Origin of the sequence: Marivirga sp. (genome assembly GCF_035704835.1) — a bacterium.
GTDB lineage: Bacteria > Bacteroidota > Bacteroidia > Cytophagales > Cyclobacteriaceae > Marivirga.
On the sequence record NZ_DASSWQ010000076.1, the window covers coordinates 24,115 to 43,194 of the forward strand.

General features: G+C 35.4%; 19 protein-coding genes and 1 pseudogene. 8 read left to right on the forward strand and 12 right to left on the reverse strand.

What is annotated here, in order from left to right:
- Window positions 1-3: 3 nt before the first annotated feature.
- The 10 genes from VFM92_RS13525 to ric form a co-directional block, all read right to left on the reverse strand.
- Window positions 4-1,068: a hypothetical protein gene (locus VFM92_RS13525; RefSeq protein WP_325122760.1), complete on the reverse strand. Its 1,065-nt coding sequence runs from the start codon at window positions 1,066-1,068 to the stop codon at window positions 4-6.
- Window positions 1,069-1,836, reverse strand: coding sequence for an ABC transporter permease subunit (locus tag VFM92_RS13530; protein ID WP_325122761.1), 768 nt, complete (start codon window positions 1,834-1,836; stop codon window positions 1,069-1,071). It abuts the gene before it with no gap.
- Window positions 1,829-2,548 carry an ATP-binding cassette domain-containing protein gene (locus tag VFM92_RS13535; protein WP_325122762.1) on the reverse strand — a complete coding sequence of 240 codons (720 nt, stop codon included), beginning with the start codon at window positions 2,546-2,548 and terminating at the stop codon, window positions 1,829-1,831. The genes VFM92_RS13530 and VFM92_RS13535 overlap by 8 nt, the downstream gene beginning before the upstream one ends.
- Window positions 2,535-3,776, reverse strand: coding sequence for a nitrous oxide reductase family maturation protein NosD (nosD, locus tag VFM92_RS13540; protein ID WP_325122763.1), 1,242 nt, complete (start codon window positions 3,774-3,776; stop codon window positions 2,535-2,537). The genes VFM92_RS13535 and nosD overlap by 14 nt, the downstream gene beginning before the upstream one ends.
- Before the next feature lie 22 nt (window positions 3,777-3,798).
- Entirely contained in the window at window positions 3,799-4,209 is a 411-nt protein-coding gene (locus tag VFM92_RS13545; RefSeq protein ID WP_325122764.1) for a nitrous oxide reductase accessory protein NosL, read from the reverse strand.
- Complete coding sequence (locus VFM92_RS13550; RefSeq protein WP_325122765.1) at window positions 4,209-4,793, reverse strand: hypothetical protein; 585 nt, start codon at window positions 4,791-4,793, stop codon at window positions 4,209-4,211. The genes VFM92_RS13545 and VFM92_RS13550 overlap by 1 nt, the downstream gene beginning before the upstream one ends.
- A gap of 61 nt (window positions 4,794-4,854) precedes the next feature.
- The gene (gene nosZ, locus VFM92_RS13555; protein ID WP_325122766.1) at window positions 4,855-6,879 is read right to left on the reverse strand and encodes a Sec-dependent nitrous-oxide reductase; all 2,025 of its coding nucleotides are present in this window, start codon (window positions 6,877-6,879) and stop codon (window positions 4,855-4,857) included.
- A 136-nt stretch (window positions 6,880-7,015) separates the two neighbouring features.
- Window positions 7,016-7,528, reverse strand: a complete 513-nt coding sequence (locus tag VFM92_RS13560) for a cytochrome c (protein WP_325122767.1) — start codon at window positions 7,526-7,528, stop codon at window positions 7,016-7,018.
- Between the two features lie 76 nt (window positions 7,529-7,604).
- Window positions 7,605-8,822 carry a hypothetical protein gene (locus VFM92_RS13565; RefSeq protein ID WP_325122768.1) on the reverse strand — a complete coding sequence of 406 codons (1,218 nt, stop codon included), beginning with the start codon at window positions 8,820-8,822 and terminating at the stop codon, window positions 7,605-7,607.
- Between the two features lie 24 nt (window positions 8,823-8,846).
- Window positions 8,847-9,581, reverse strand: coding sequence for an iron-sulfur cluster repair di-iron protein (gene ric / locus VFM92_RS13570; RefSeq protein WP_325122769.1), 735 nt, complete (start codon window positions 9,579-9,581; stop codon window positions 8,847-8,849).
- Between the two features lie 599 nt (window positions 9,582-10,180).
- On the opposite strand from ric, the gene VFM92_RS13575 reads away from it, so the two are divergent.
- The 8 genes from VFM92_RS13575 to VFM92_RS13605 all read left to right on the forward strand — a co-directional run bounded on the left by VFM92_RS13575 (window position 10,181) and on the right by VFM92_RS13605 (window position 15,677).
- Window positions 10,181-10,987, forward strand: a complete 807-nt coding sequence (locus VFM92_RS13575) for an SDR family oxidoreductase (protein WP_325122770.1) — start codon at window positions 10,181-10,183, stop codon at window positions 10,985-10,987.
- Window positions 10,988-11,011: 24 nt separating this feature from the next.
- A complete protein-coding gene (locus VFM92_RS13580) occupies window positions 11,012-11,386 on the forward strand; it encodes a hypothetical protein (RefSeq protein ID WP_325122771.1) in 375 nt (124 codons plus the stop codon).
- Between the two features lies 1 nt (window position 11,387).
- Window positions 11,388-12,422, forward strand: a complete 1,035-nt coding sequence (locus VFM92_RS13585; RefSeq protein WP_325122772.1) for an alcohol dehydrogenase catalytic domain-containing protein — start codon at window positions 11,388-11,390, stop codon at window positions 12,420-12,422.
- A 5-nt stretch (window positions 12,423-12,427) separates the two neighbouring features.
- A complete protein-coding gene (locus VFM92_RS13590) occupies window positions 12,428-12,763 on the forward strand; it encodes a hypothetical protein (protein WP_325122773.1) in 336 nt (111 codons plus the stop codon).
- Window positions 12,750-13,583, forward strand: a complete 834-nt coding sequence (locus tag VFM92_RS13595) for an RNA polymerase sigma factor (RefSeq protein WP_325122774.1) — start codon at window positions 12,750-12,752, stop codon at window positions 13,581-13,583. The genes VFM92_RS13590 and VFM92_RS13595 overlap by 14 nt, the downstream gene beginning before the upstream one ends.
- A 471-nt stretch (window positions 13,584-14,054) precedes the next feature.
- Window positions 14,055-14,264 carry a type II CAAX prenyl endopeptidase Rce1 family protein gene (locus VFM92_RS16940; protein ID WP_414675575.1) on the forward strand — a complete coding sequence of 70 codons (210 nt, stop codon included), beginning with the start codon at window positions 14,055-14,057 and terminating at the stop codon, window positions 14,262-14,264.
- A 135-nt stretch (window positions 14,265-14,399) separates the two neighbouring features.
- A complete protein-coding gene (locus VFM92_RS13600) occupies window positions 14,400-15,002 on the forward strand; it encodes a Crp/Fnr family transcriptional regulator (RefSeq protein WP_325122775.1) in 603 nt (200 codons plus the stop codon).
- Between the two features lie 93 nt (window positions 15,003-15,095).
- On the forward strand, window positions 15,096-15,677 hold the full coding sequence (locus VFM92_RS13605) for a hypothetical protein (RefSeq protein WP_325122776.1): 582 nt from the start codon (window positions 15,096-15,098) through the stop codon (window positions 15,675-15,677).
- A 278-nt stretch (window positions 15,678-15,955) separates the two neighbouring features.
- Here the strand turns inward: VFM92_RS13605 and VFM92_RS13610 are convergent, their stop codons facing one another.
- Together VFM92_RS13610 and VFM92_RS13615 are read right to left on the reverse strand one after the other, a co-directional pair.
- Window positions 15,956-16,498: a leucine-rich repeat domain-containing protein gene (locus VFM92_RS13610; protein ID WP_325122777.1), complete on the reverse strand. Its 543-nt coding sequence runs from the start codon at window positions 16,496-16,498 to the stop codon at window positions 15,956-15,958.
- A gap of 44 nt (window positions 16,499-16,542) precedes the next feature.
- A pseudogene (locus VFM92_RS13615) lies at window positions 16,543-18,936 on the reverse strand (type I restriction endonuclease subunit R); the annotation flags it as partial.
- Window positions 18,937-19,080: the final 144 nt, after the last annotated feature.

The window sequence follows — 19,080 nt, forward strand, 5'->3', positions numbered from 1 at the left end:
CCATTAGGTGGGGTTTTTCTTATTTCTCTTAGTATTCCAAAAATAAGTGGCAGCCATGCTCAAAAACATCAGCATTATAATCCAGCCATTCACTATTCCAAATAGCTTACGTAATTCAAAATTCTCAATAAATGCAAACCAAAGTCTTCCAATCAATGAAAGTTGAAACAGCGCCCAAGGAATGTAAAGCATAGGATGATATATTAATCTCTTGACTTTTACTACTGCTGGAAAAATGATTGGTGCGTGCGCACAGATCATGGAGAAAGCAAATCCCAAAAAGAAACTGTGCACCCATAAATCATAATAGAGCGCGTGATTTTCCATAAAAACCATGATGAGAGCATGGACTAATAACCAAACAAACGCAACAATTAGACCTAATCCAATGTATTGATATTCCCCCTTTTTCTTAATGGACTTTCTTGCCATATCGAAGCGTAAAAGCCAAAACGCAATGCATGCAATCAATATTCCTGTGATGCGACTTCCACCAAAATGAAAGGGGATAAAGAAACTTGCAAATACACCTAAAATCAGGACATATAGTAAAATAATAAAGATCTTTTTGACAGGTAAAAACCTGCTCAGCTCTAGCCTTTCGCCAACTATAGTGAAAAGCAAAAATGCTATCCACCATGGCACTACCATTGGGATAAAATCTGATTTCAGTAATAAAGCATTACCTACAGCCCAGCAAAAAGCTCCTAATGTTATCACATAATGTGAAGCTTCTTTCACTCTCATACTTTGGATATACATCAGAAAAGTTAAGCCTGCGGAGGATAGCACTAAACTGATAATGGTTATTTGAGTGAAGCCCAACAGGTTTAAAGGCAAAGCTAAAATTGCCAGAATTGGTATTAAAAACCAGCCTTTGTTTTTCATCACAACAGCTCGTTCCATGCTAATTAATGCACCCATAAAACTTCCAGTCATGATGATTCCGTGATGAAAAGCTGCTTCAGGAATATTAAATTGTGCCCAACCTAAGCGCAACCAACCGCCAATGATGCCCACTATCAAAGAAAGCATCACAAAAGGCAATAACCAGACGTGCTTAGGCATTTACAAATCCTTTTTATTGTAGGCTTTTAGTGATAATCCTAACGGAACCATAGTCCATACAAACATGAGCAATAATATTATGCTTATCCCCCAATTTTCAGTGAATACTTTTTGGAAGATCGCACCGCTATAGCCCATTAATGCTGAAGCTTCAGTTTGCATCAAAACCAATATACGCATCAAGTCTACTGGATTTAGAAAACTGATATATAAAACAAACTTCTCAATTGGGTAGTCACTGAAATTATACATTAACAACAGAATAATTCCATCGAAAAGGAGGACAAAATATACCCAAATCAAAAGCGAAAAACCCATTCCTTTTGATTTATCTTTCGTCCAAACGGCTACTCCTAAAGCTATGGCTATAAATATGAAATTGAGAAAAGATGTCCCGACTATCATCAAAATGGAAGCTTTTCCAGGACTCATAAATAAAAGCGGCAGCCCTGCACCCAATAAGTAAATTAGGGTAAATACTAGTACCAAACTTAAATACAAAGCTATAAAAAGTGTATTTCTTTTGATGGGTTGTGCGTGCAATAGCATCATAAATTCATACATATAATAGAAATATATAGTAGCAAAAATCAAGCACAGCATTGGAGTTACCAATAAGCTTACATTCAAGATTCCAGTTAAAGCTTTATCTCCCTGACCTTGCAAACTGAAAAGACCGAAACACACTAACCACAGAAAAATCAAGTAAAGAAGCATTACCTTATTTTTCAGCAAATCTATCGTTATAAATTTGGCTATTTTAAACATATTGTTTTTCACTATTTAAAATGCTTGCAATAATTTTATTTAATCTGCTTTCGGATGTTTCCTCTTTTAAGACACTCATTTGCTTATCGAAATACAAGCTTCCGTCCATTAGATAAACCACCCTGTCGGCTATATCATCCAAATCATTTAAAATATGTGAGGTGATCAAAACCAACTTGTTTTCCTTCTCTTTGGATTGCTTCAGTTTGTCTTTTAAAATTTCATTCGAAACGGGATCTAATCCTGCGGTGGGTTCATCTAAAATGAGGATTTCAGGTTTGAAAAGAAATGCTAGGGAAGCGCTAACCTTTTGCCTCATTCCCCCAGATAATATTCCGAGCTTCTTTTTCCCCATGCTTTCAATATCAAAAGCTTCATATAAAGAAAGGTCATAATCGGTCACTTCAGATCGTATGCTTTTCATCATATTGAAAAGCTGATGCACTGACATATGCTCTGGAAATCTATTGATTTGGGGCATATAACCTATGTTTGAACGATACGCACTTTGGTTATGGATATTTTCATTTTGCACATGAATCTCTCCTTTTTCAATGGTCACCAAAGCCAAAATACTCTTAATAAGTGTAGTTTTACCCGAACCATTCGGTCCAATTAAAGCCACACATTCTCCTGCATTAAACTGGAGATTGATATCGTTCAAGACTTTATGTTTAGCAAAATGCTTATTCAAATTTTCAATTTTGATCATAATGATTGGGTTTAATCTTCGGTTTTTGATCAATGAGTTGCTCGGGAATAAATTGAGGGAACAGACGCTCTGCCGCATCCAAACTATTCACCAAAAAACTGTGCAATAACATACTGGCAGCTGGAATTTTGTCGGTGACTATTGCAAAGAGATTCACAGGTCGATGCGGTACATCTCCAATTCCATCTTTATTTAAATCGTAGCCGGAATATTGGCTCCAGTAATTTCCTTCAAAATGATTGAGATTTGATTTCGAGTTGGTAAGGACTTCAAAAGTATTGCCCACAAAATCGTTTTGTATAATCTGATTATCCAGACTATTGCCTTTGATATCCATGGCTTTACCATTTTTATGAAAGAGATTATTTTTAATAGAAAGCCTGTTGGCTCCTTCGGCATAAATTCCAACCGTATTTCGGGAGAAGTTATTATTTTCTATGCTTCCATCTGAAATTTCTTTAAGCAATAATCCGTAGCTAGCGCCTCCCCAATTATCTAAAAATTCATTATCGATCATTTCGATATTTTTACTGAACATTACCGCCACTCCCGATCCATTATTCTGGAATCGGTTATTTTCATAAAGGTCATTATTGGAAAACATAAAATGAAGCCCGTAACGCATGTTATTTTTACTGGTATTATTTGCTATGTAACTCTCGTCCACAAATTCAAAATAAATTCCATCTCTGTGGGATGAAACTTCATTATTGCTCACTTGAATTCGTTTTCCTTGCCAGATGTGGATGGCATTTCCAGCAGTGGATTCGTCTTCAGCACCACCGATAATTTTATTCCCATCTACTACACAATTGTTAGATTTCTGTAGATAGATTCCAAAAAATGTATTGATCAATGTGTTTTTGAGGATTTTCACATCTTGCACTCTGTTCAATCGAATGGCTGCTCTATCTTTTATATAACTAACTCCAATATTTTTTAAGGTCATGTTTTGGATGGTCACATGATCGCTCTGAACAATAAATATTTCATCTCCCTCTTGGCTGTCTACTATGGCGCCTTCTTCACCAATGATGGTCAAGGGTTTTTCTATTGAAATCAAGTTTTCATTGTAAACCCCAGCTTTTACCATTATAGTATCATAATCTGAAGCTTGCAGGATTGCTTCTTTTATAGAGTTGTTGGGTTTAACAATAAAAGTTTGTGCTGACAGACTGCTTGAAATAAAAATTAAAAGGAAGAATGAGAGCAGGAAGTAGCGAGTCATTAAAATGGTTTATTTAAATATTTTAATTGAATGATTTTTTCAATTGTTTCCAATCTAAGCTTTCAAATTCTTTGGGTTGCTTAGCAAATGCAGCTAAATTTTTGCCCATTGGGCTTTTGAAGTGTTCATTTTTCACAAAGTGCAATTCTTCCACTTTTTTAAGTTTTAGCGGTTCATCATAAGCTATTGCCATGATATAACTAAACTTTGTTTCACGATTTTCTTTGATGTATGGTATCATACACTCTATAGCATCGAATTTATAGATTCTCCCTTTATCGGTTACCAGTTCAGCACCATATTTAGGATCAGAAATTGTCATTTTGCAATAAACACAATGATCATTTCCAAAATTTATAGGTTCAGGTTCAACAGAACATGCTATTAAAACTGAAATAATAGAAAATGTAAATAAGAGTTTAAGAATTCTCATTAGCTTTTTCTTTTAAACCAATATGCAGCCAATGCAAGTAAAGATGATAATCCTAAAAATCCACTTCCTAAATGAGGGTATGAGGTTACATAGAAATTCAGTAAATCTTTTTCTCCTAAAAGCGGTGGCATGTAAGTCATACCTTCAACTTTTATAGGGGCTTTAGGATCAAGATTGTGACCATAATCATATAACCATAAATAAAAATCATAGATCCCAAGCGCCCCTAAAATAGCTATAATAATAAACCAAGTCAGATAAACCCAAGCTTTATTGATGGCCAATGAAATTAGTCCCAGTGCCATCATGACATAAGCCACCATAGGAAAATATTTCAACTCAGGAATAGAATCAGGCTCAATGTATTGCATCCCGATATAATGATTCAGGATATTAATATTTTGAATGATATTCTTCTCACTACCCGAAATCTTGTTGATCCAGATATGCATTTTCAGTCCACCCGGAAATTGAGCTGCATCTAAGGTGATTTGCCATAAGGGAAATAAGAAAACTGCTCCTAATGATAGCACTCCAATTAGCATAAGTAATTGGGGCAATCTGCTTTTTTGCTTGAGAGACATCTTGATTTAATTAAATAGGTGTAGAAAAACTGCCGGATGATTTCCGGCAGCTATCTTTAATTTATTTACCAATATTGGCATTTTGCTTAGCCTTCTCATAGAAGTCATGAGCAGCTTGTTCATTTTCTCTTAATTTCTCATTTAATCCCCATTTAATTGGAACATCTGAGCCTTTAGGAGAAACTCTAGCATAACCAGACATTTCCTGGTGAAGCGCTGAACAGAAATCTGTACAGTAGAATGCAAATACTCCAGGTTTTTTAGGCTCCCAAAGTAAAGTTCTAGTTTGTCCTGGCATTACTAACAATTCAGCATTCGTAGCTCCTTGAATTGCAAATCCATGTGGCACATCCCAATCTTGTTCTAAATTGGTTAAGTGGAAATATACGTTATCACCCACCTTAAATCCTTCAATATTATCAGGAGCCAAGTGACTTCTGATGGCAGTCATATAAACATGCACCTCATCGCCATCACGCTCTACTCTAGTTTTGCTTTCACCCAATGTAGCATGAGGATGCTTATTTTGCTCAATATCATAGAATTTGACAGAATTAGGTTGAATTTTGTCTGCTGCAATAGCTTGTGCATAATGAGGTTCTCCCTTAGTTGGGAAATCTAGAATCAATTTCATTTTATCACCGCTAATGTCAAATAATTGTGCAGAGTGAGCCAATTCAGGACCTGTTGGCAAATAACGATCTTTAGTGATTTTATTCATTGCTACTAAATATTTTCCATCTGGTTTTTTAGTTTCCCCTCCAGGGATTACCAAGTGACCAGGAGAATAGAAAGTTGGCTGACGATCTAAAATTTCTTTAGATTCCACATCCCATTTTACTACTTCAGATGAAATAAAGAAAGTGGTATAAGCATTTCCTCTACCATCAAATTCTGTGTGCAATGGTCCTAAACCTGGTTTTTTAACAATACCGTCTAGTGCAGCTTCATAGTTGATAATAGGAATACCATCAAAGTCACCATCAAAATTCTTATCTTCTATGGCTTGCATGATTTTGTCAAATGAGTAAACAGACATATCAGCAGAAAGCTTTCCGTTACCAACAATATATTCACCTGTTGGATCAACATCGCAACCATGTGGTGACTTTGGAACCGGAATGAAATAAACCATATCTGGACAATCTTTAGGATCCAATATTTTGGTTAAAGTCTTTTCCTCAGATTCGGCTATGGTAGTTTCCTCATTCATTAAATTATGGAAATAAGAAGTTTGTCTTTCTGTAAACTTACCTTCTTCCATATATTGCTCAGCTTTTTTCCAATTGATAACCGCCATTAAATCTTTATCTTTTTGAGAAGCATTTACCTCCAAAAGACTGTGCTCTTGCTCAGAATTGTAAGTAGTTAAAAAGCTCCATCCGTGAGATTTTCCTTTACCATTTCTAGCTAAGTCATAATTAAAGCCTGGCATTTCAATTTGAAAAGCTAATTCCATATGTCCATGCTCAGGATCAACAGATACATAATTGATTAAACCCTTGAAATTCTTTTTATACGTATCGATTGGCACATCCTTTTGAGGGATAGGAACTGAAAAACGAGTTCCTGAAACTAAGTACTCAGAATTTTCGGTGATGAAAGGTGCACAGTGTAAACCTGCAACATCAGGAATTTCCAAGATTTCAACCGTTTCGAATGTTTTTAAATCCACTCTAGCAATTCTAGGTGTATTATTTCCATTTACAAATAACCATCTGCCGTCAAACTCTCCATCTGTTTGGGAAAGCTCAATATGGTGAGAATCATCCCAAGGCACTTCTCCATAAGAAGTATTGAACATGGCTTTAGTTTCTTCACTGTAGCCATATCCATTTTCAGGATATTTTGAAAAAACAGGAATTTCTTTTAATAATCTTCCTGAAGGTAAGCCATAAGCCGTAATCTGCCCACTGTATCCACCAGACATAAAAGCATAAAATTCATCATACTCACCGGGAGCAACATAAGCTTGCTCCGCTGCGCTACCTCCCAAAACTTGAGAGGTTTCGGAACCATTACCACAGGAAGCCATTAAAAAAATAAGGCTTAATCCTGCAACGTAATTTAAAAAATGCGTTTTCATGTGTATTAATTTTTAGTTTAAAAGTTTAATGGGTATTTAAGTATCAATGCCGTTTAGTTAAGCTTTTTATTAATGCCTCATCCTTAGTCCTTCTCCAAAAAAAGAAGTAGAATTGTCTTAACTACACTGCATTGATTTAAGATTTAATAGCTTCGTCCTTTTTACCTACTTTTTCCATGTCATTCTTTCTAAAGAATTCTAAGATTTTGCGTGCATCATCTGGTTTAATGTTTTGATTTGGCATTCTGGTCATACACTCTTCCAAAAGCTTTTGAGCAGTTGGGTCTTCAGCCAACATGACATCTACATTGGTAATCATGTTCATAATCCATTCTGGCTTTCTACGATTAGTCACGCCTTGAAAACCAGGACCTACAACTTTCTGATCTGTTAATTTATGGCAAGCAGAACATTTCATGTCGTAAATAGCTTCACCTCTTGCTACCCATTCTTCATTTAATGGGTCTGACACTTCCACTTCTGTGAATTCTCCAACCCCCTTACCCATTTTGATGCTTTCAGGGACCTCCTTTTTTTCAGAAGTTTGTTTATCAGTTTCAGACTCGTTACTTGATTGTTCCTTGCTGCCACAAGCATAAATAAAAATACTTGCCAGAATTACTGTCGTTAAAAATTTCAGTGTTTTCATGCTTATTTGATTTTTGTTAAAGTTATTAATTGATTAAGTCAAGAAAAATGACATAAGTCATGTTTTATAGTGATTTTCAAACCATTGATTGTTTTTCATTTTTAAAAAATACAACTAAAAAGGTGAAAGCAGCGATTGGTAAAATACAGCTTGCATAAAATAGCCCTTCATGAAAAAATGGGAATTTTCCCCATTCCTGCCAATAATAAAACCCTTGTAAAAACATAATCAATTCAGTCAACAGAAATCCTAATACTAGTAAGATTACTGCAGATTTTAGAATAGAATTATTTTGATGTTTATGATCAGAAAGATATTCAAGCCATAGATAGGCAGTGAAAAAGCCCAACATATTTAAATGAATAAAGCCTATGATAAATAAGCGGAGTAAAACAGCCATTTCAGCCATTTCAGGAATCACCAATGCAATTTGAAAAAGAGTACGAGTAATAAATACTGTTATCAAGAGCTTTAATAATAGATTTTGAACTTTACTCAAAGAATTCCTTAGAGTCGCCCAGCCCTTTCTAAAAGAATCAAACAAAGCAAGTACGGCCAAGAATTGCAAAATGACAGCTACGGCATTAATATAATAACTGAATTCCCATCTATAACCCCAGTAAAGTACCAGAGCATAACTTAATATATTACCTGCTAAAATTAAGCCGTAAAACCGAATAAAGCTTTTTTGTTTAAGGTACAGAACTTGTCCAAAACGATTAAAAAACAAAGCCAACAAAACAAATAGCAACCAGCCATTAAATTGAAAGTGTAAATAAAACTGAATAGCGATTTGATAAATGACATTTGCGCCATTTTTAGATGCCATAATGTAGGCCACCACAAAAACGCCTATAGTAGAAATAAATAAAAATAAAATGGCGGTTTTTAATAATAGAGAACTTCTATAATCTTTTCTACTGTGGTCTTTCCAAACTCGTACTGCAAAAATATAGCTTAAAACTATATGCAAAGTGGAAAAGAAAATAGAAACGGCAGCATAGCCTTGAATTGGAAATGCAATTGCCATACCTAATACTGTAAACTGAGTTAACCAAAAAAGCCAGCTATAAACTGACTTACTGGCTTTTTCTTTAGGAAGCAACTTGTCATGAATCACAATAAAAACCCCTAAATATAGCCATCCCAGCAGAGCTACGTGAGAATGCCCGTGCAACATATGTCTGTAGTCTAGCCAATCAATTTCCCATACAAAAGCTCCTCTGAGGAGCAAGCCCATCAGAGAAGCAATCAGAAAATTAACTAAACTAACTATTAACCAAGTTTTTTTCATTATAACCAGCCATACGCTATTTTATCAATTCAAAGCATTAAAACTTTCTTCCACTCTCACAGCTTTCGGAAAGAGTATATTATTTTCTAAATGAATATGTCGGTGTAAATCGTTTTGAAATTCCTCCAACAATGCGAATGTTACTCTATAGGTATTACAAGCATGTTCTGGTGGAGTATAATTATTGGTCAATCTTGCTATTTCTTCAAATCGATCTCCTTCAGCTTCATGTTCATCCATCATCATTTTAATAGGATTTTTGACCGTTCCAAAATGAGGAGCTTCTAAATTGCTGCCATCATTCAAATGCTTTTCTAATTTACGTACATGAGGGAAAAGAATAAATTCTTCTTTTTTCATGTGGGCGGTCAATTCCCCCGCTGACTCAAAAAACATCTGTTTTACCTCATGCAATTCAGGGTTTGAATCACCGTGCACTTTGCAAATTTTGGTCAAATATGGTTTTAATTCCTCTATTGCTTTTTCCACATATCTATGATGTGTTTTTTCAATATAGTCAGCCAAAAGATCCATTGGCCAAGATTTAAAATCAATATCTCCCTTTTCAGGTTTGTCCATTACAGCTTCTGCTAATGCTATTTCCACTTCTCTTTCAGGAATATTTTTAGCTTCACATGCTTCCTGAATTGACCTTCCACCTTTACAGCAGAAATCAATGCCAAATGACTTAAAAACTGAGGCTGATCGGTAATCTTCCGCCACCCATTCTCCTATGGTTTTTTCTTTGTAAACGTTCATAACTATTGTATTTAAATATAAAATTTTGATTTAATTTTTACCAATTCTATGTGTTTTATATTGACACAAATATAAAAGGATATTTTGGTCTTTATATCTTTTATTACGAAATAATTTTAAAAAGGATGATATTTGTTAGTGTTTTCTTTTTTTAAACTATTATTAATTATGGTTAAGCAGAATAGAAAGCATTTCTCGTATTTCAAGATCAATGACATAATTTAGAAATTATTTCATTGATCTCTTTTTAAAGTCCTGTCCGTGTTTTTGATATTGCATCCCTCCTACTACATTAAATAATAAAATTAAAATGAGAAAGGCGAGCTTTTACACAAAGAAGTCATAAGTAAGTAAAAGGAGCTTTTAAAAGCTCCTTTTACTTGTTAAACCGCCTTTACAACCCTCCTCCTACTCTTCCTTAGTATTTGTTTGGTACAAGTGTTCTTTAGCTTAACCTTTTTATTTGATTACATTTATATAATTAAAATCAGCTAAACAGCCTTAGAAGTTAAAGTTTCAATTAATCTTGAAATATCCGACCGTTTTCTTTTGCTCAAAAGTCTAAAGAGTAAATAAGTCAAAACTTAAAGCAAAAGAAAATGAAAAGACTAAATGGAAAAGTAGCAGCAGTATTTGCAGTATCGGGAGCCATAGCTGGAGCAGTGGCCGAATCATTCGCCCAGCATGGAGCTAAAGTTTATGTATCTGCTAAAAGATTGGAGCCAGCTCAAGCATTAGCTGAAAAAATCAATCAAAATGGAGGAAGTGCAGAAGCTCATCTGGTAGATGCCATGAATGAAACTGATATCGAAACTTTCATTCAAAAGATTGTTGCTGATAATGGAAAACTCGATATTGTCTTCAATGGCATTGGCGCCAGACCAAGTGAAAGCGATTATGGCATTCCTGCAACAAAAATACCTTTCGAGCAATTTCTGAAACCTGTACAACTGCATTTAGGCTCACAATTTCTGACTTCCCGTATTGCAGCAAAATTTATGATGCAAAGCCAATCTCAGGGAACCATTCTAATGCTAACTGCCAGTTTATCTCGCCTCAAAATGCCTTTTATGGCTGGTTTGACTGCCTCTTGCACGGCTATTGAAGGCTTAACAAGGTCTTTAGCTGCTGAATTCGGACAGGCAGGAATTAAAGTGATTTGCCTGAACCCAACCGCTATGCCAGAAACCAGAACCATTCAAGAAACTTCCATAGCCAATGCAAAAGCAATGGGCATGAGTATGCAACAATATGCTGAAACACTAAAGGCAAATGGCTCACTTATCGGTAAAGCCCTCACGTTAAAAGACACTGCTGAAACTGCTGCTTTTCTGGTCAGTGATGCAGGAGCTGTACTCAATAGCCACATAGTTGATGTTGATTTTGGAACTATGTCGGTCATTTAATTTCTCATCTTTAATTCTATAACCATGAAAAATATCATCTTAATAGGAAAATGGCTATTTATTTTGCCTTTCATCGCTTTCGGACTCCTACATTTTGGGCCGCTAGAGTTTAGCTTGCCTTACGTACCCATTTGGTTACCCTTCCCTGCTTTTTGGGTGTATTTTGTAGGAGTATGTTTTTTACTTTTTGTAGTCAGTGTCATCCTCAAAAAATACGATAAGCTGGCAACAGTTCTATTGGCTTTATGTCTGTTTTTATTTGTAATTTTAGTACATATACCTTCCGCTGTCAGCGGTGATTTCAAAGCAGTAATAGCCATTTTTCGTGATCTAGCAATGTGTGGAGCTGCCATTATGTATGCTGGAGCTTTTGCTAGAGATAATAGAATAATAGGATAAGATGGAAAATAAAAAGGCCATTGTTCGAAATTTCGGTTCAGCAGAGGAGATTAAAATTGAATCTTCTGTACTTCCCAAGCTTCAACCCAATGAAGTATTGATTAAGATTGAAGCTTCAACCGTATCGGCCACGGATATTTTGATACGTAAAGGCATTTATCCTCTGCTAAAAGAAAAGCCTCCTTTTACCTTAGGATATGATTTTGTGGGACGAATTTTGGAGGTTGGTAACCATGTAAATAAATGGAAAATAGGTGATAGGGTTGCAGATGTATGCATGACGGGCGGAAATGCAGATTATATTATTCGAAAGGAAAACAGTTTGCTAAAAGTAGATGAAGCAATAGCGAGCGAAGAAGCTGCTTGCCTTGTTATGACAGGGATGACCGCCTACCAGATTTTTAAAGCCTTTAATCTAAAATCTGGAGATCTTACACTAATTCATGGTGGCGCAGGTGCCATTGGCTCTACACTTTTGCAATTATGCAAGCTAAATGGGATTAAAACTGTTGCTACAGCTTCAACTAAAAAAATGGATTTTATTCAATCTTTTAATGCTGAAGCTATCGACTATACTAGCTGTAAATATTTTGAAAGCTTGAGTGATAAATCTAAGGATGGATTTGATGCAGCTTTTGATTTTACCAATCAAAAAAGTTTTAATTATTCATTTAAGTTATTAAAAAAAGGAGGTAAACTCATTACCTCTGCAGTCTACTCTTCAGGAAAGAATATCCAGAAAAAGACCTTCCTAAACTTCCTTGGTTTTGGACTTGACTTTGGATTAATGATGATGAAACTAGCTTGGTGGAATGCTTTTCCAAATGGAAAATCCGCCTCCTTTTATGGGGTGCTTGATAGCAAGAAGAATAGTTTCATACAATATCAGGCTGACTTTGATGAACTCCAGCAACTGGTTTTAGAGGTTAAGATTAAGCTAGTTATCCATCATGTTTATCCTTTGAAGAACTTAGCAGATGCACATAAATCGTTGGAAAATGGAAAAGTGAAAGGCTTTCAAGTCATTAAAAATTAAATTTTATGAACGAAGCAGAACAACTTTATACAGAAATTGGGGAGAGCATGGAGGATGTAAAGTCAGGCAATATGTTTGGTTGGAAAAGTTTTACTTACAAAAGAAAACCTTTCTTGTTTTTTGATAAAAATAGTGAGCAAGCCGTGGTTTTTAAAGTGGAAACTGATAAATTAATTAGCACTTTGGATTTAGCAGGTACTGAAATTTTTAATCCGGGCGACAAAGGTAAACCAATGAAAAACTGGGTTGTAGTTCCGATAAAGCATAATTATTTATGGAAAGATTTGGCATTAAGCGCCTATGAAAACATCATTCGAGAAGTAAACCATGGAAAACGATAATACACTAAAGCTCGCTATTAATGGCGATATCAATGCATTTCAGAAACTGTTTGCTGATTTTCAACCCCAGTTAAAATCATATTTATATCGCATTGTAACCGACCGCAACGATGCGGATGATCTGACGCATGACACTTTCGTAAAAGCATTTGATAAGATTTCAACCTTCAAAGGTGACGCTTCGCTGAAAACCTGGGTATTCACGATTGCAACACGATTGGCATACGATCATCAGAAACGTTTAAAACGTTGGCTTCCAGATGCACAGGACAAATCAAAAGCACTGGCACTTAGTGATTCAACAGTTTATGATGCTATCAATCATGTAAGCCACAGCATTGGAAAAGGGGCTTACAATATGAAAGAGCATATCGATTTTTGTTTTACCTGCATCTCTAAAACGCTGCCCATTGAACAGCAAGTAGCACTGATTTTAAAGGATATTTATGATTTTTCAGTAAAGGAAATATGCATGATCTTGGATCTAAGCCTAGGTGTAGTGAAACATCTTTTAATCAATGCCCGCAAAACGATGACCAATATTTTTGAACACCGTTGTGCCCTTATCAATAAAAATGGAGTATGCCATCAATGCAGTGAATTGAATGGACTCCATAATCCAAAACAAAATCAACAAGAAGCCTTGATGAAATTGGAATTGGTGAAGGCTGCTAAAAAATCAAATCGAGCAGAGTTATATAAATTGAGAACCAAGCTAGTAAAAGGTATCGACCCCTTGCATACTCAAGGTGCTGATTTACAAGATGTCATTATGAAATGTACCCGAAAAGCTATTGGAGAAATTCAAACATTGAATTAGATGTAGTATAGAAATTCTTGGGATTTTAAAAGATGATTTGGATGGAGATAAAACAAGGTCAGTTGTTAATGACAAAGCGTTTTAGCCTATTTATTCAGTTTAGCTGCAATGTTCATTTCAGTAATAATTTGAGATATCATTAGTTGGCTGTCAGGTAGTGAGTTTAACCAATCTAATAGCAGTTATAATACAGCAGTAAAAAACTGGATTTTAGTTGTTTTACTCGCACCAGTTGTGGAAGAAATAGGGTTTAGATTATTTTTAAAACCAAATAAGCTAAAGGTATGGGTTTCAATATTTGTCTTCTGCTACTTTATATTTTCAATTGTGACGGTAAGTAATTTTTACTCAGAGCTAAACACCTTAACATTTTATAAATTATTGGCAGCTGTTGGCGTGTCTTCTTTAATTATTCTGCTTTTTGGTGGGAAAATTGTTAGCAACATTAAATCCAATTTTTTTCAATATTACATGTTTTCCTCCTTTTTATTTGGACTATTACACCTTCTAAATTTTGTTCCCTTAAACTCGACACAAATTATTCTATTTCCATTTTTAATTCTTCCTCAGATTTTATTTGGGTTAGCCTTTGGTTATTTAAGATTAAAAAATGGTTTAATATGGGCAATAGGATTGCACTCGTTAATCAATTCAATTTCATTTATCTTTAAGAGTATTTAGCAAGATTTTCATCAACAAATCAAGGTTATAGCATAAGAAATTAGCAATAAATACTTATGACGGATAATTTGTTGATTAAGTCCTTTTTACTAGCTATTTTTATTTGATAAGATAAGTCTTCCCATCAAAGGCCATATGAAACTTCAGGAATATTTAAAGACTTTTAATAAATTCTCAGATAAAGAGTTGGAAGATGCACTTTCTTTTTTCTATCAGGAAAAACTCAAAAAAGGAGATTTTTATTTAAAAGAAGGACAATACTCAAATAAAGTATCCTTTATAGAGTCAGGTTTGTTTAGATTGTTCTACCAAGTAGATGGTGAAGAAAAAATCACGCTTTTCTTTTCTGAAGGTGAATTTATGACAGATTATTTTGGCTACCTCACGCAAAGCCCTTCCGTGAGACCCATTCAGGCATTAGAGGATTCTACCATTTACAGTATTGATAGAGATAATCTCAATCAGCTTTTTAATGACTCTAAAAATTGGGAGCGGGTGGGTAGAATATTAGCCGAATCAGCTTATGTGACTTCCGTGCATAGAGCCAATAGACTTTTGCATGATGATTATGACACCAGACTCAGTACGTTCATAAAGGAAAGTCCTTCTTTAATACAGCGCGTTCCTCAATATATGATCGCCTCTTATCTCAATATGACTCCTGAAACCTTAAGTAGAGTTAAGAAACGATTAATGCAAGATAAACTGATCAAGCATACAATTCACAAAAGTCTTTAAATGCAAATTTTGCCAGGATAATTTCTTGATTTGAATCAATGTATTCATTTTCGAATGTTGCGAATTTTGTAGAGATAATCAAAATCAGCAATAATGAATAAGATTTTAACACTACTTTTAATTGCAGTAGGCTTTCAAGCAAATGCACAGGAAAACAAACTAAAAGCAACAGTTGAGAAAATAGTTATCGAGTACAAAGGCAAAAAGGTAAAAGCAAAAAAGCTTACCGTTAGTTCTGCAATACCTATGAATATTGATAGTGCCTGGAATAATGTTAAAACTCCAGCTCTTTTAGCGTTTGTAGCCAAAGGAATGATACGGTTTAAACCTACAGGTGTAGGATTTCCTAAACAATGGGAGCTTGGAGAAACTTACGGAGCAAAAATGAGAGTTTTTGGCTTTATTCCTTTCGGTGGTACTCATTATCTATTCATTGAAAAAATTGATAATGAAAATTATGAAATAGCCACCAGAGAGTGGGATAAAAGCACAAAAGTCTGGAATCACAATATATTAATGAAGGACTTAGGTAATGGAAGTATTTATTATGAAGACTCCATCACTATTTATGGCGGCATGATGACCGGATTTATTACCACTTTTGCCAAGTGGTTTTACAAACACAGGCAAAAAAGATGGCAGAAGGTGGCGGAGAAAAATCTTAAATGTGGCTAAATCTTTTGAAACTCAAAGAATTGAAGAATAATTGAAATCATTCCTTTATTTAAAGGGTTGAAGACTCTCTTAAAATAGTTCATAGATAATATTATTGCTTACTTCCAAAATTATTTTTAAACTCATTAAAGATAATTTTTGTAATCTAAAATGATGCATATTTCTATCATAGTACTAAGGGTCAATACAGGAGAAATATCGTTATTGCTATTATTTCTTACGCTTAAGCCTTCTAAATGAATTAATTTTTTCAAGGGGCTGATGTCATTGATTATATTTTAATCTAAATTTAGCACTTTTAGGCTGTTTAATTTAGATAATGCTGATATATCTTGGATTTGATTGTCATTAAGAAATAGCTCACTGATTTTATTTAAATTTGATAAAGGAGTTAAATCTTCAATTTTATTATTACCTAATCTTAATTCTACCAAATTGATAAGATTAGATAAAAAACTTATACTTGTAATTTTTTGCTCATCCAATGTTAAATCATGCAATTGCTTTAATGAGGAAATTATGCTAATATCTTCCATGTTTTTCCTACGAACAGATAATCCCTTTAATCTGGTAAATTTCCTTAGCGGTTTAAAAGAATTAAAAGATACATGTGCAAAGTAAAGATCCTCAACATTGATTATCTTTTTTAACTCTTCATATGTGGGGTCAAGATCGTGTTGGAAATCTGATTTAGCTAAAGCATTCCACCATAGACTCTCTTTCCAATTCTCACTTAATGCTTTCCACCAAGAATACCATGAAGCGTATTCTGAGCTATTAGAGTCTTTTTTTCTCGGTACGTTTTCTTCTTCTCTTTCCATTTGAAATTCTTTTTTCCTGATGCAAGTTATATGTCGTTTCAAATTTATTTTCTATAATTCTTAAAATTCTCTGCTTGCTCAAAAATCTCCTTATAAACTTCATCTCTATCTACTGGAGGGTAGTCGTTTTCGCCTAGTAAGACTACAAGATTGGCTTTGAGCTCGGCTTTTATATCATCCCTTTTGTTCCAATCGGTGTAGTTTGCTTTATCATCTACTAGGGCTTTTACGGCTTCGGAAAGCGGCACTAATTTATCTTCAGGATATTCGAAATCATACTTATTGGCTAGCTGCTTTAATATGTCATAAAAGGCTTTGGCTTCGAAGCTGATGCCTAATTCATCACCTGAAGCAAAGGCTGCTTTCATGTCTAGTATCATATTGGTTAGCTGTTCTGACATGTCATCGTAAACCTGACCTTCAAATTCGGTTGTTTCTCTTCGCTCGTTGTATTGCTCTACTAATGACTGGAATTTCTTACTAAAATCGATTCCTTTGGCTCGGTTGGTTTTCTTAAATTCATCTATTGCCTTTTTTAGCAATTTTTGTAGCAGCTGGATTTTGGTATTCGGAAGTTTTACTCCGTTAATTTTATCCAAATAATCTTCATCAAATAGGTCGATTTGAGTGGCTTCTTCATCTCCCAATTGGTAGATTTCCTGTACCCCATCACTCTTGATGGCTTCTTGGATCATCTCTTTTACTTTCTTATTCATTTGGGCCGTATCTGGAGCATCACCTTTGGTGAGTTTATGGATGATCGATCGTACTGCCAGATAGAAATGAATGTAGTCTCTGTCCTGATTGGTGAGCTCTTCGGAACCTACGCATATATCATAAGCTGCTTTCAGGCGCTTGACAATTTCCATGAACCGCTTTTCGTGCTTTTGGGTTTGCATGGCGAAATCTGCAGCTTCTTTCAGGCAATCTAATCTTTCTGTTGGGTTTCCTTTAAAATATTTGGAAGCATCAAAAGTATGGAACATTTGCTCCAGTACTTTTAATAGGTCTTTTACGGTTATAATGCTTTCGGCAATATCTTCAAAGCTATCGCCTTCCAGTTTGGAATACATGGCCAGTGCCTGATTCATTTTGGATTTAATGCCAATGTAATCGACTACCAGGCCTTTATTTTTGCCTTCATAATTTCTATTGACCCGAGAGATGGTTTGAATCAAGCTGTGTTTTTGAATGGGCTTATCAATGTAAATAGTATCGAGGAAAGGAACATCAAAACCGGTGAGCCACATGTCTACTACAATGGCAATCTTGAAGTTTGATTTCTCTTCTTTAAACTGTCGATCAAGTTCTCCTTTAAATTCTTTTGTGCCCAGCAGTTGATACATCTCATCATCATCCTCTTTGCTACGGGTCATGACCATTTTTACTTTTTCAATTGCGAGCAGCTCTTGTTCTTCTTCCTCGGTAATCATAGTGCCTGGCGCACATTTTCTAATTTCACCCCAATCAGGGCGGAGTTCGATTAATTCTTTATAGAAAGCATAAGCTATTTGCCGACTACTGCAGACAAACATTGCTTTTCCTAAAACAGTAGAACCTTCATCTACTCTGGCTTCATAATGCTGGACGAAATCTTCCGCTACTGCCTTAATACGATCGGGATCGCCAATGATGGCGGTCATCTTTGCAGTGGCCTTTTTGGATTCTTCTACCTGATATTCATTAGCTCCTGCTTCAGCGGCTTGATCATAGTATTTCTCTATTTCCTGCAGCTTCTCATTATCCAAGAGGACTTTAGCAGCACGACCTTCATAGACTATGCGGACTGTGATTTCATCGGTCACTGATTCTCGCATGGTATAGGCATCTATTACAGGACCAAATACATCGATGGTGGCATCAATTGGAGTCCCTGTAAAACCAACGTAAGTGGCATTAGGTAAGGAATCATGCAAGTATTTGGCAAAGCCGAAGCTCTTTTTAGCTCCTTCCTCTGTGATTTTCACCTTCTGATCGAGATTGACCTGAGAGCGATGGGCTTCATCCGAAATGCAGATCACATTATCTCTTTGGGTCAAGAGTTGGGTATCTTCCGTAAATTTATGAATGGTGGTCAAAAATACACCTCCGCTATTTCTGCCTTGAAGCAATTCTCGCAAATGCTCCCGACTTAAAACCGACTCAATAGCATTATCGCCCACGTAAGTTTTGGCTTTAGTGAATTGCTTGGAAAGCTGTTCATCTAAATCGGTACGGTCGGTAAGCACCACAATAGTTGGACTCGATAATTCCGTTGATCGCATGAGCAAGCGGGTGAGGAAAAGCATAATGAAACTTTTTCCGCAGCCTGTAGCTCCAAAATAAGTACCTCCTTTACCATCTCCTAAAGGCTTTCTATGGTTTCGGATATTATCAAAAAGCTTTCGAGCCGCATAGTATTGAGGATAGCGACATAGTACTTTTTCCTGTTTATGTGATTGATGGCTAATTCGGTTCGATTTGTGCCACCCATTTCGGTTTTATAGTGCCAGTGATTTCGGTTCAAACTGTGCCAATATTGCTGCTTTGAGGCTGCGTTAAAACGGTTTGATTTGTGCCAGCTGTCACGGTTCTAATTGCCC

Excerpts from the sequence above, each read along its gene's own strand:
- VFM92_RS13545 (WP_325122764.1), bottom strand. The coding sequence starts at position 4,209 with ATGAGAATTCTTAAACTCTTATTTACATTTTCTATTATTTCAGTTTTA.
- VFM92_RS13605 (WP_325122776.1), top strand. The coding sequence starts at position 15,096 with ATGAATAAGATTTTAACACTACTTTTAATTGCAGTAGGCTTTCAAGCA.
- VFM92_RS13535 (WP_325122762.1), bottom strand. The coding sequence starts at position 2,548 with ATGATCAAAATTGAAAATTTGAATAAGCATTTTGCTAAACATAAAGTC.
- VFM92_RS13530 (WP_325122761.1), bottom strand. The coding sequence starts at position 1,836 with ATGTTTAAAATAGCCAAATTTATAACGATAGATTTGCTGAAAAATAAG.
- VFM92_RS13550 (WP_325122765.1), bottom strand. The coding sequence starts at position 4,793 with ATGTCTCTCAAGCAAAAAAGCAGATTGCCCCAATTACTTATGCTAATT.
- ric (WP_325122769.1), bottom strand. The coding sequence starts at position 9,581 with ATGAACGTTTACAAAGAAAAAACCATAGGAGAATGGGTGGCGGAAGAT.
- nosZ (WP_325122766.1), bottom strand. The coding sequence starts at position 6,879 with ATGAAAACGCATTTTTTAAATTACGTTGCAGGATTAAGCCTTATTTTT.
- VFM92_RS13600 (WP_325122775.1), top strand. The coding sequence starts at position 14,400 with ATGAAACTTCAGGAATATTTAAAGACTTTTAATAAATTCTCAGATAAA.
- VFM92_RS16940 (WP_414675575.1), top strand. The coding sequence starts at position 14,055 with ATGTTTTCCTCCTTTTTATTTGGACTATTACACCTTCTAAATTTTGTT.
- VFM92_RS13565 (WP_325122768.1), bottom strand. The coding sequence starts at position 8,822 with ATGAAAAAAACTTGGTTAATAGTTAGTTTAGTTAATTTTCTGATTGCT.
- VFM92_RS13560 (WP_325122767.1), bottom strand. The coding sequence starts at position 7,528 with ATGAAAACACTGAAATTTTTAACGACAGTAATTCTGGCAAGTATTTTT.
- nosD (WP_325122763.1), bottom strand. The coding sequence starts at position 3,776 with ATGACTCGCTACTTCCTGCTCTCATTCTTCCTTTTAATTTTTATTTCA.
- VFM92_RS13585 (WP_325122772.1), top strand. The coding sequence starts at position 11,388 with ATGGAAAATAAAAAGGCCATTGTTCGAAATTTCGGTTCAGCAGAGGAG.
- VFM92_RS13575 (WP_325122770.1), top strand. The coding sequence starts at position 10,181 with ATGAAAAGACTAAATGGAAAAGTAGCAGCAGTATTTGCAGTATCGGGA.
- VFM92_RS13595 (WP_325122774.1), top strand. The coding sequence starts at position 12,750 with ATGGAAAACGATAATACACTAAAGCTCGCTATTAATGGCGATATCAAT.
- VFM92_RS13525 (WP_325122760.1), bottom strand. The coding sequence starts at position 1,068 with ATGCCTAAGCACGTCTGGTTATTGCCTTTTGTGATGCTTTCTTTGATA.
- VFM92_RS13610 (WP_325122777.1), bottom strand. The coding sequence starts at position 16,498 with ATGGAAAGAGAAGAAGAAAACGTACCGAGAAAAAAAGACTCTAATAGC.
- VFM92_RS13590 (WP_325122773.1), top strand. The coding sequence starts at position 12,428 with ATGAACGAAGCAGAACAACTTTATACAGAAATTGGGGAGAGCATGGAG.
- VFM92_RS13580 (WP_325122771.1), top strand. The coding sequence starts at position 11,012 with ATGAAAAATATCATCTTAATAGGAAAATGGCTATTTATTTTGCCTTTC.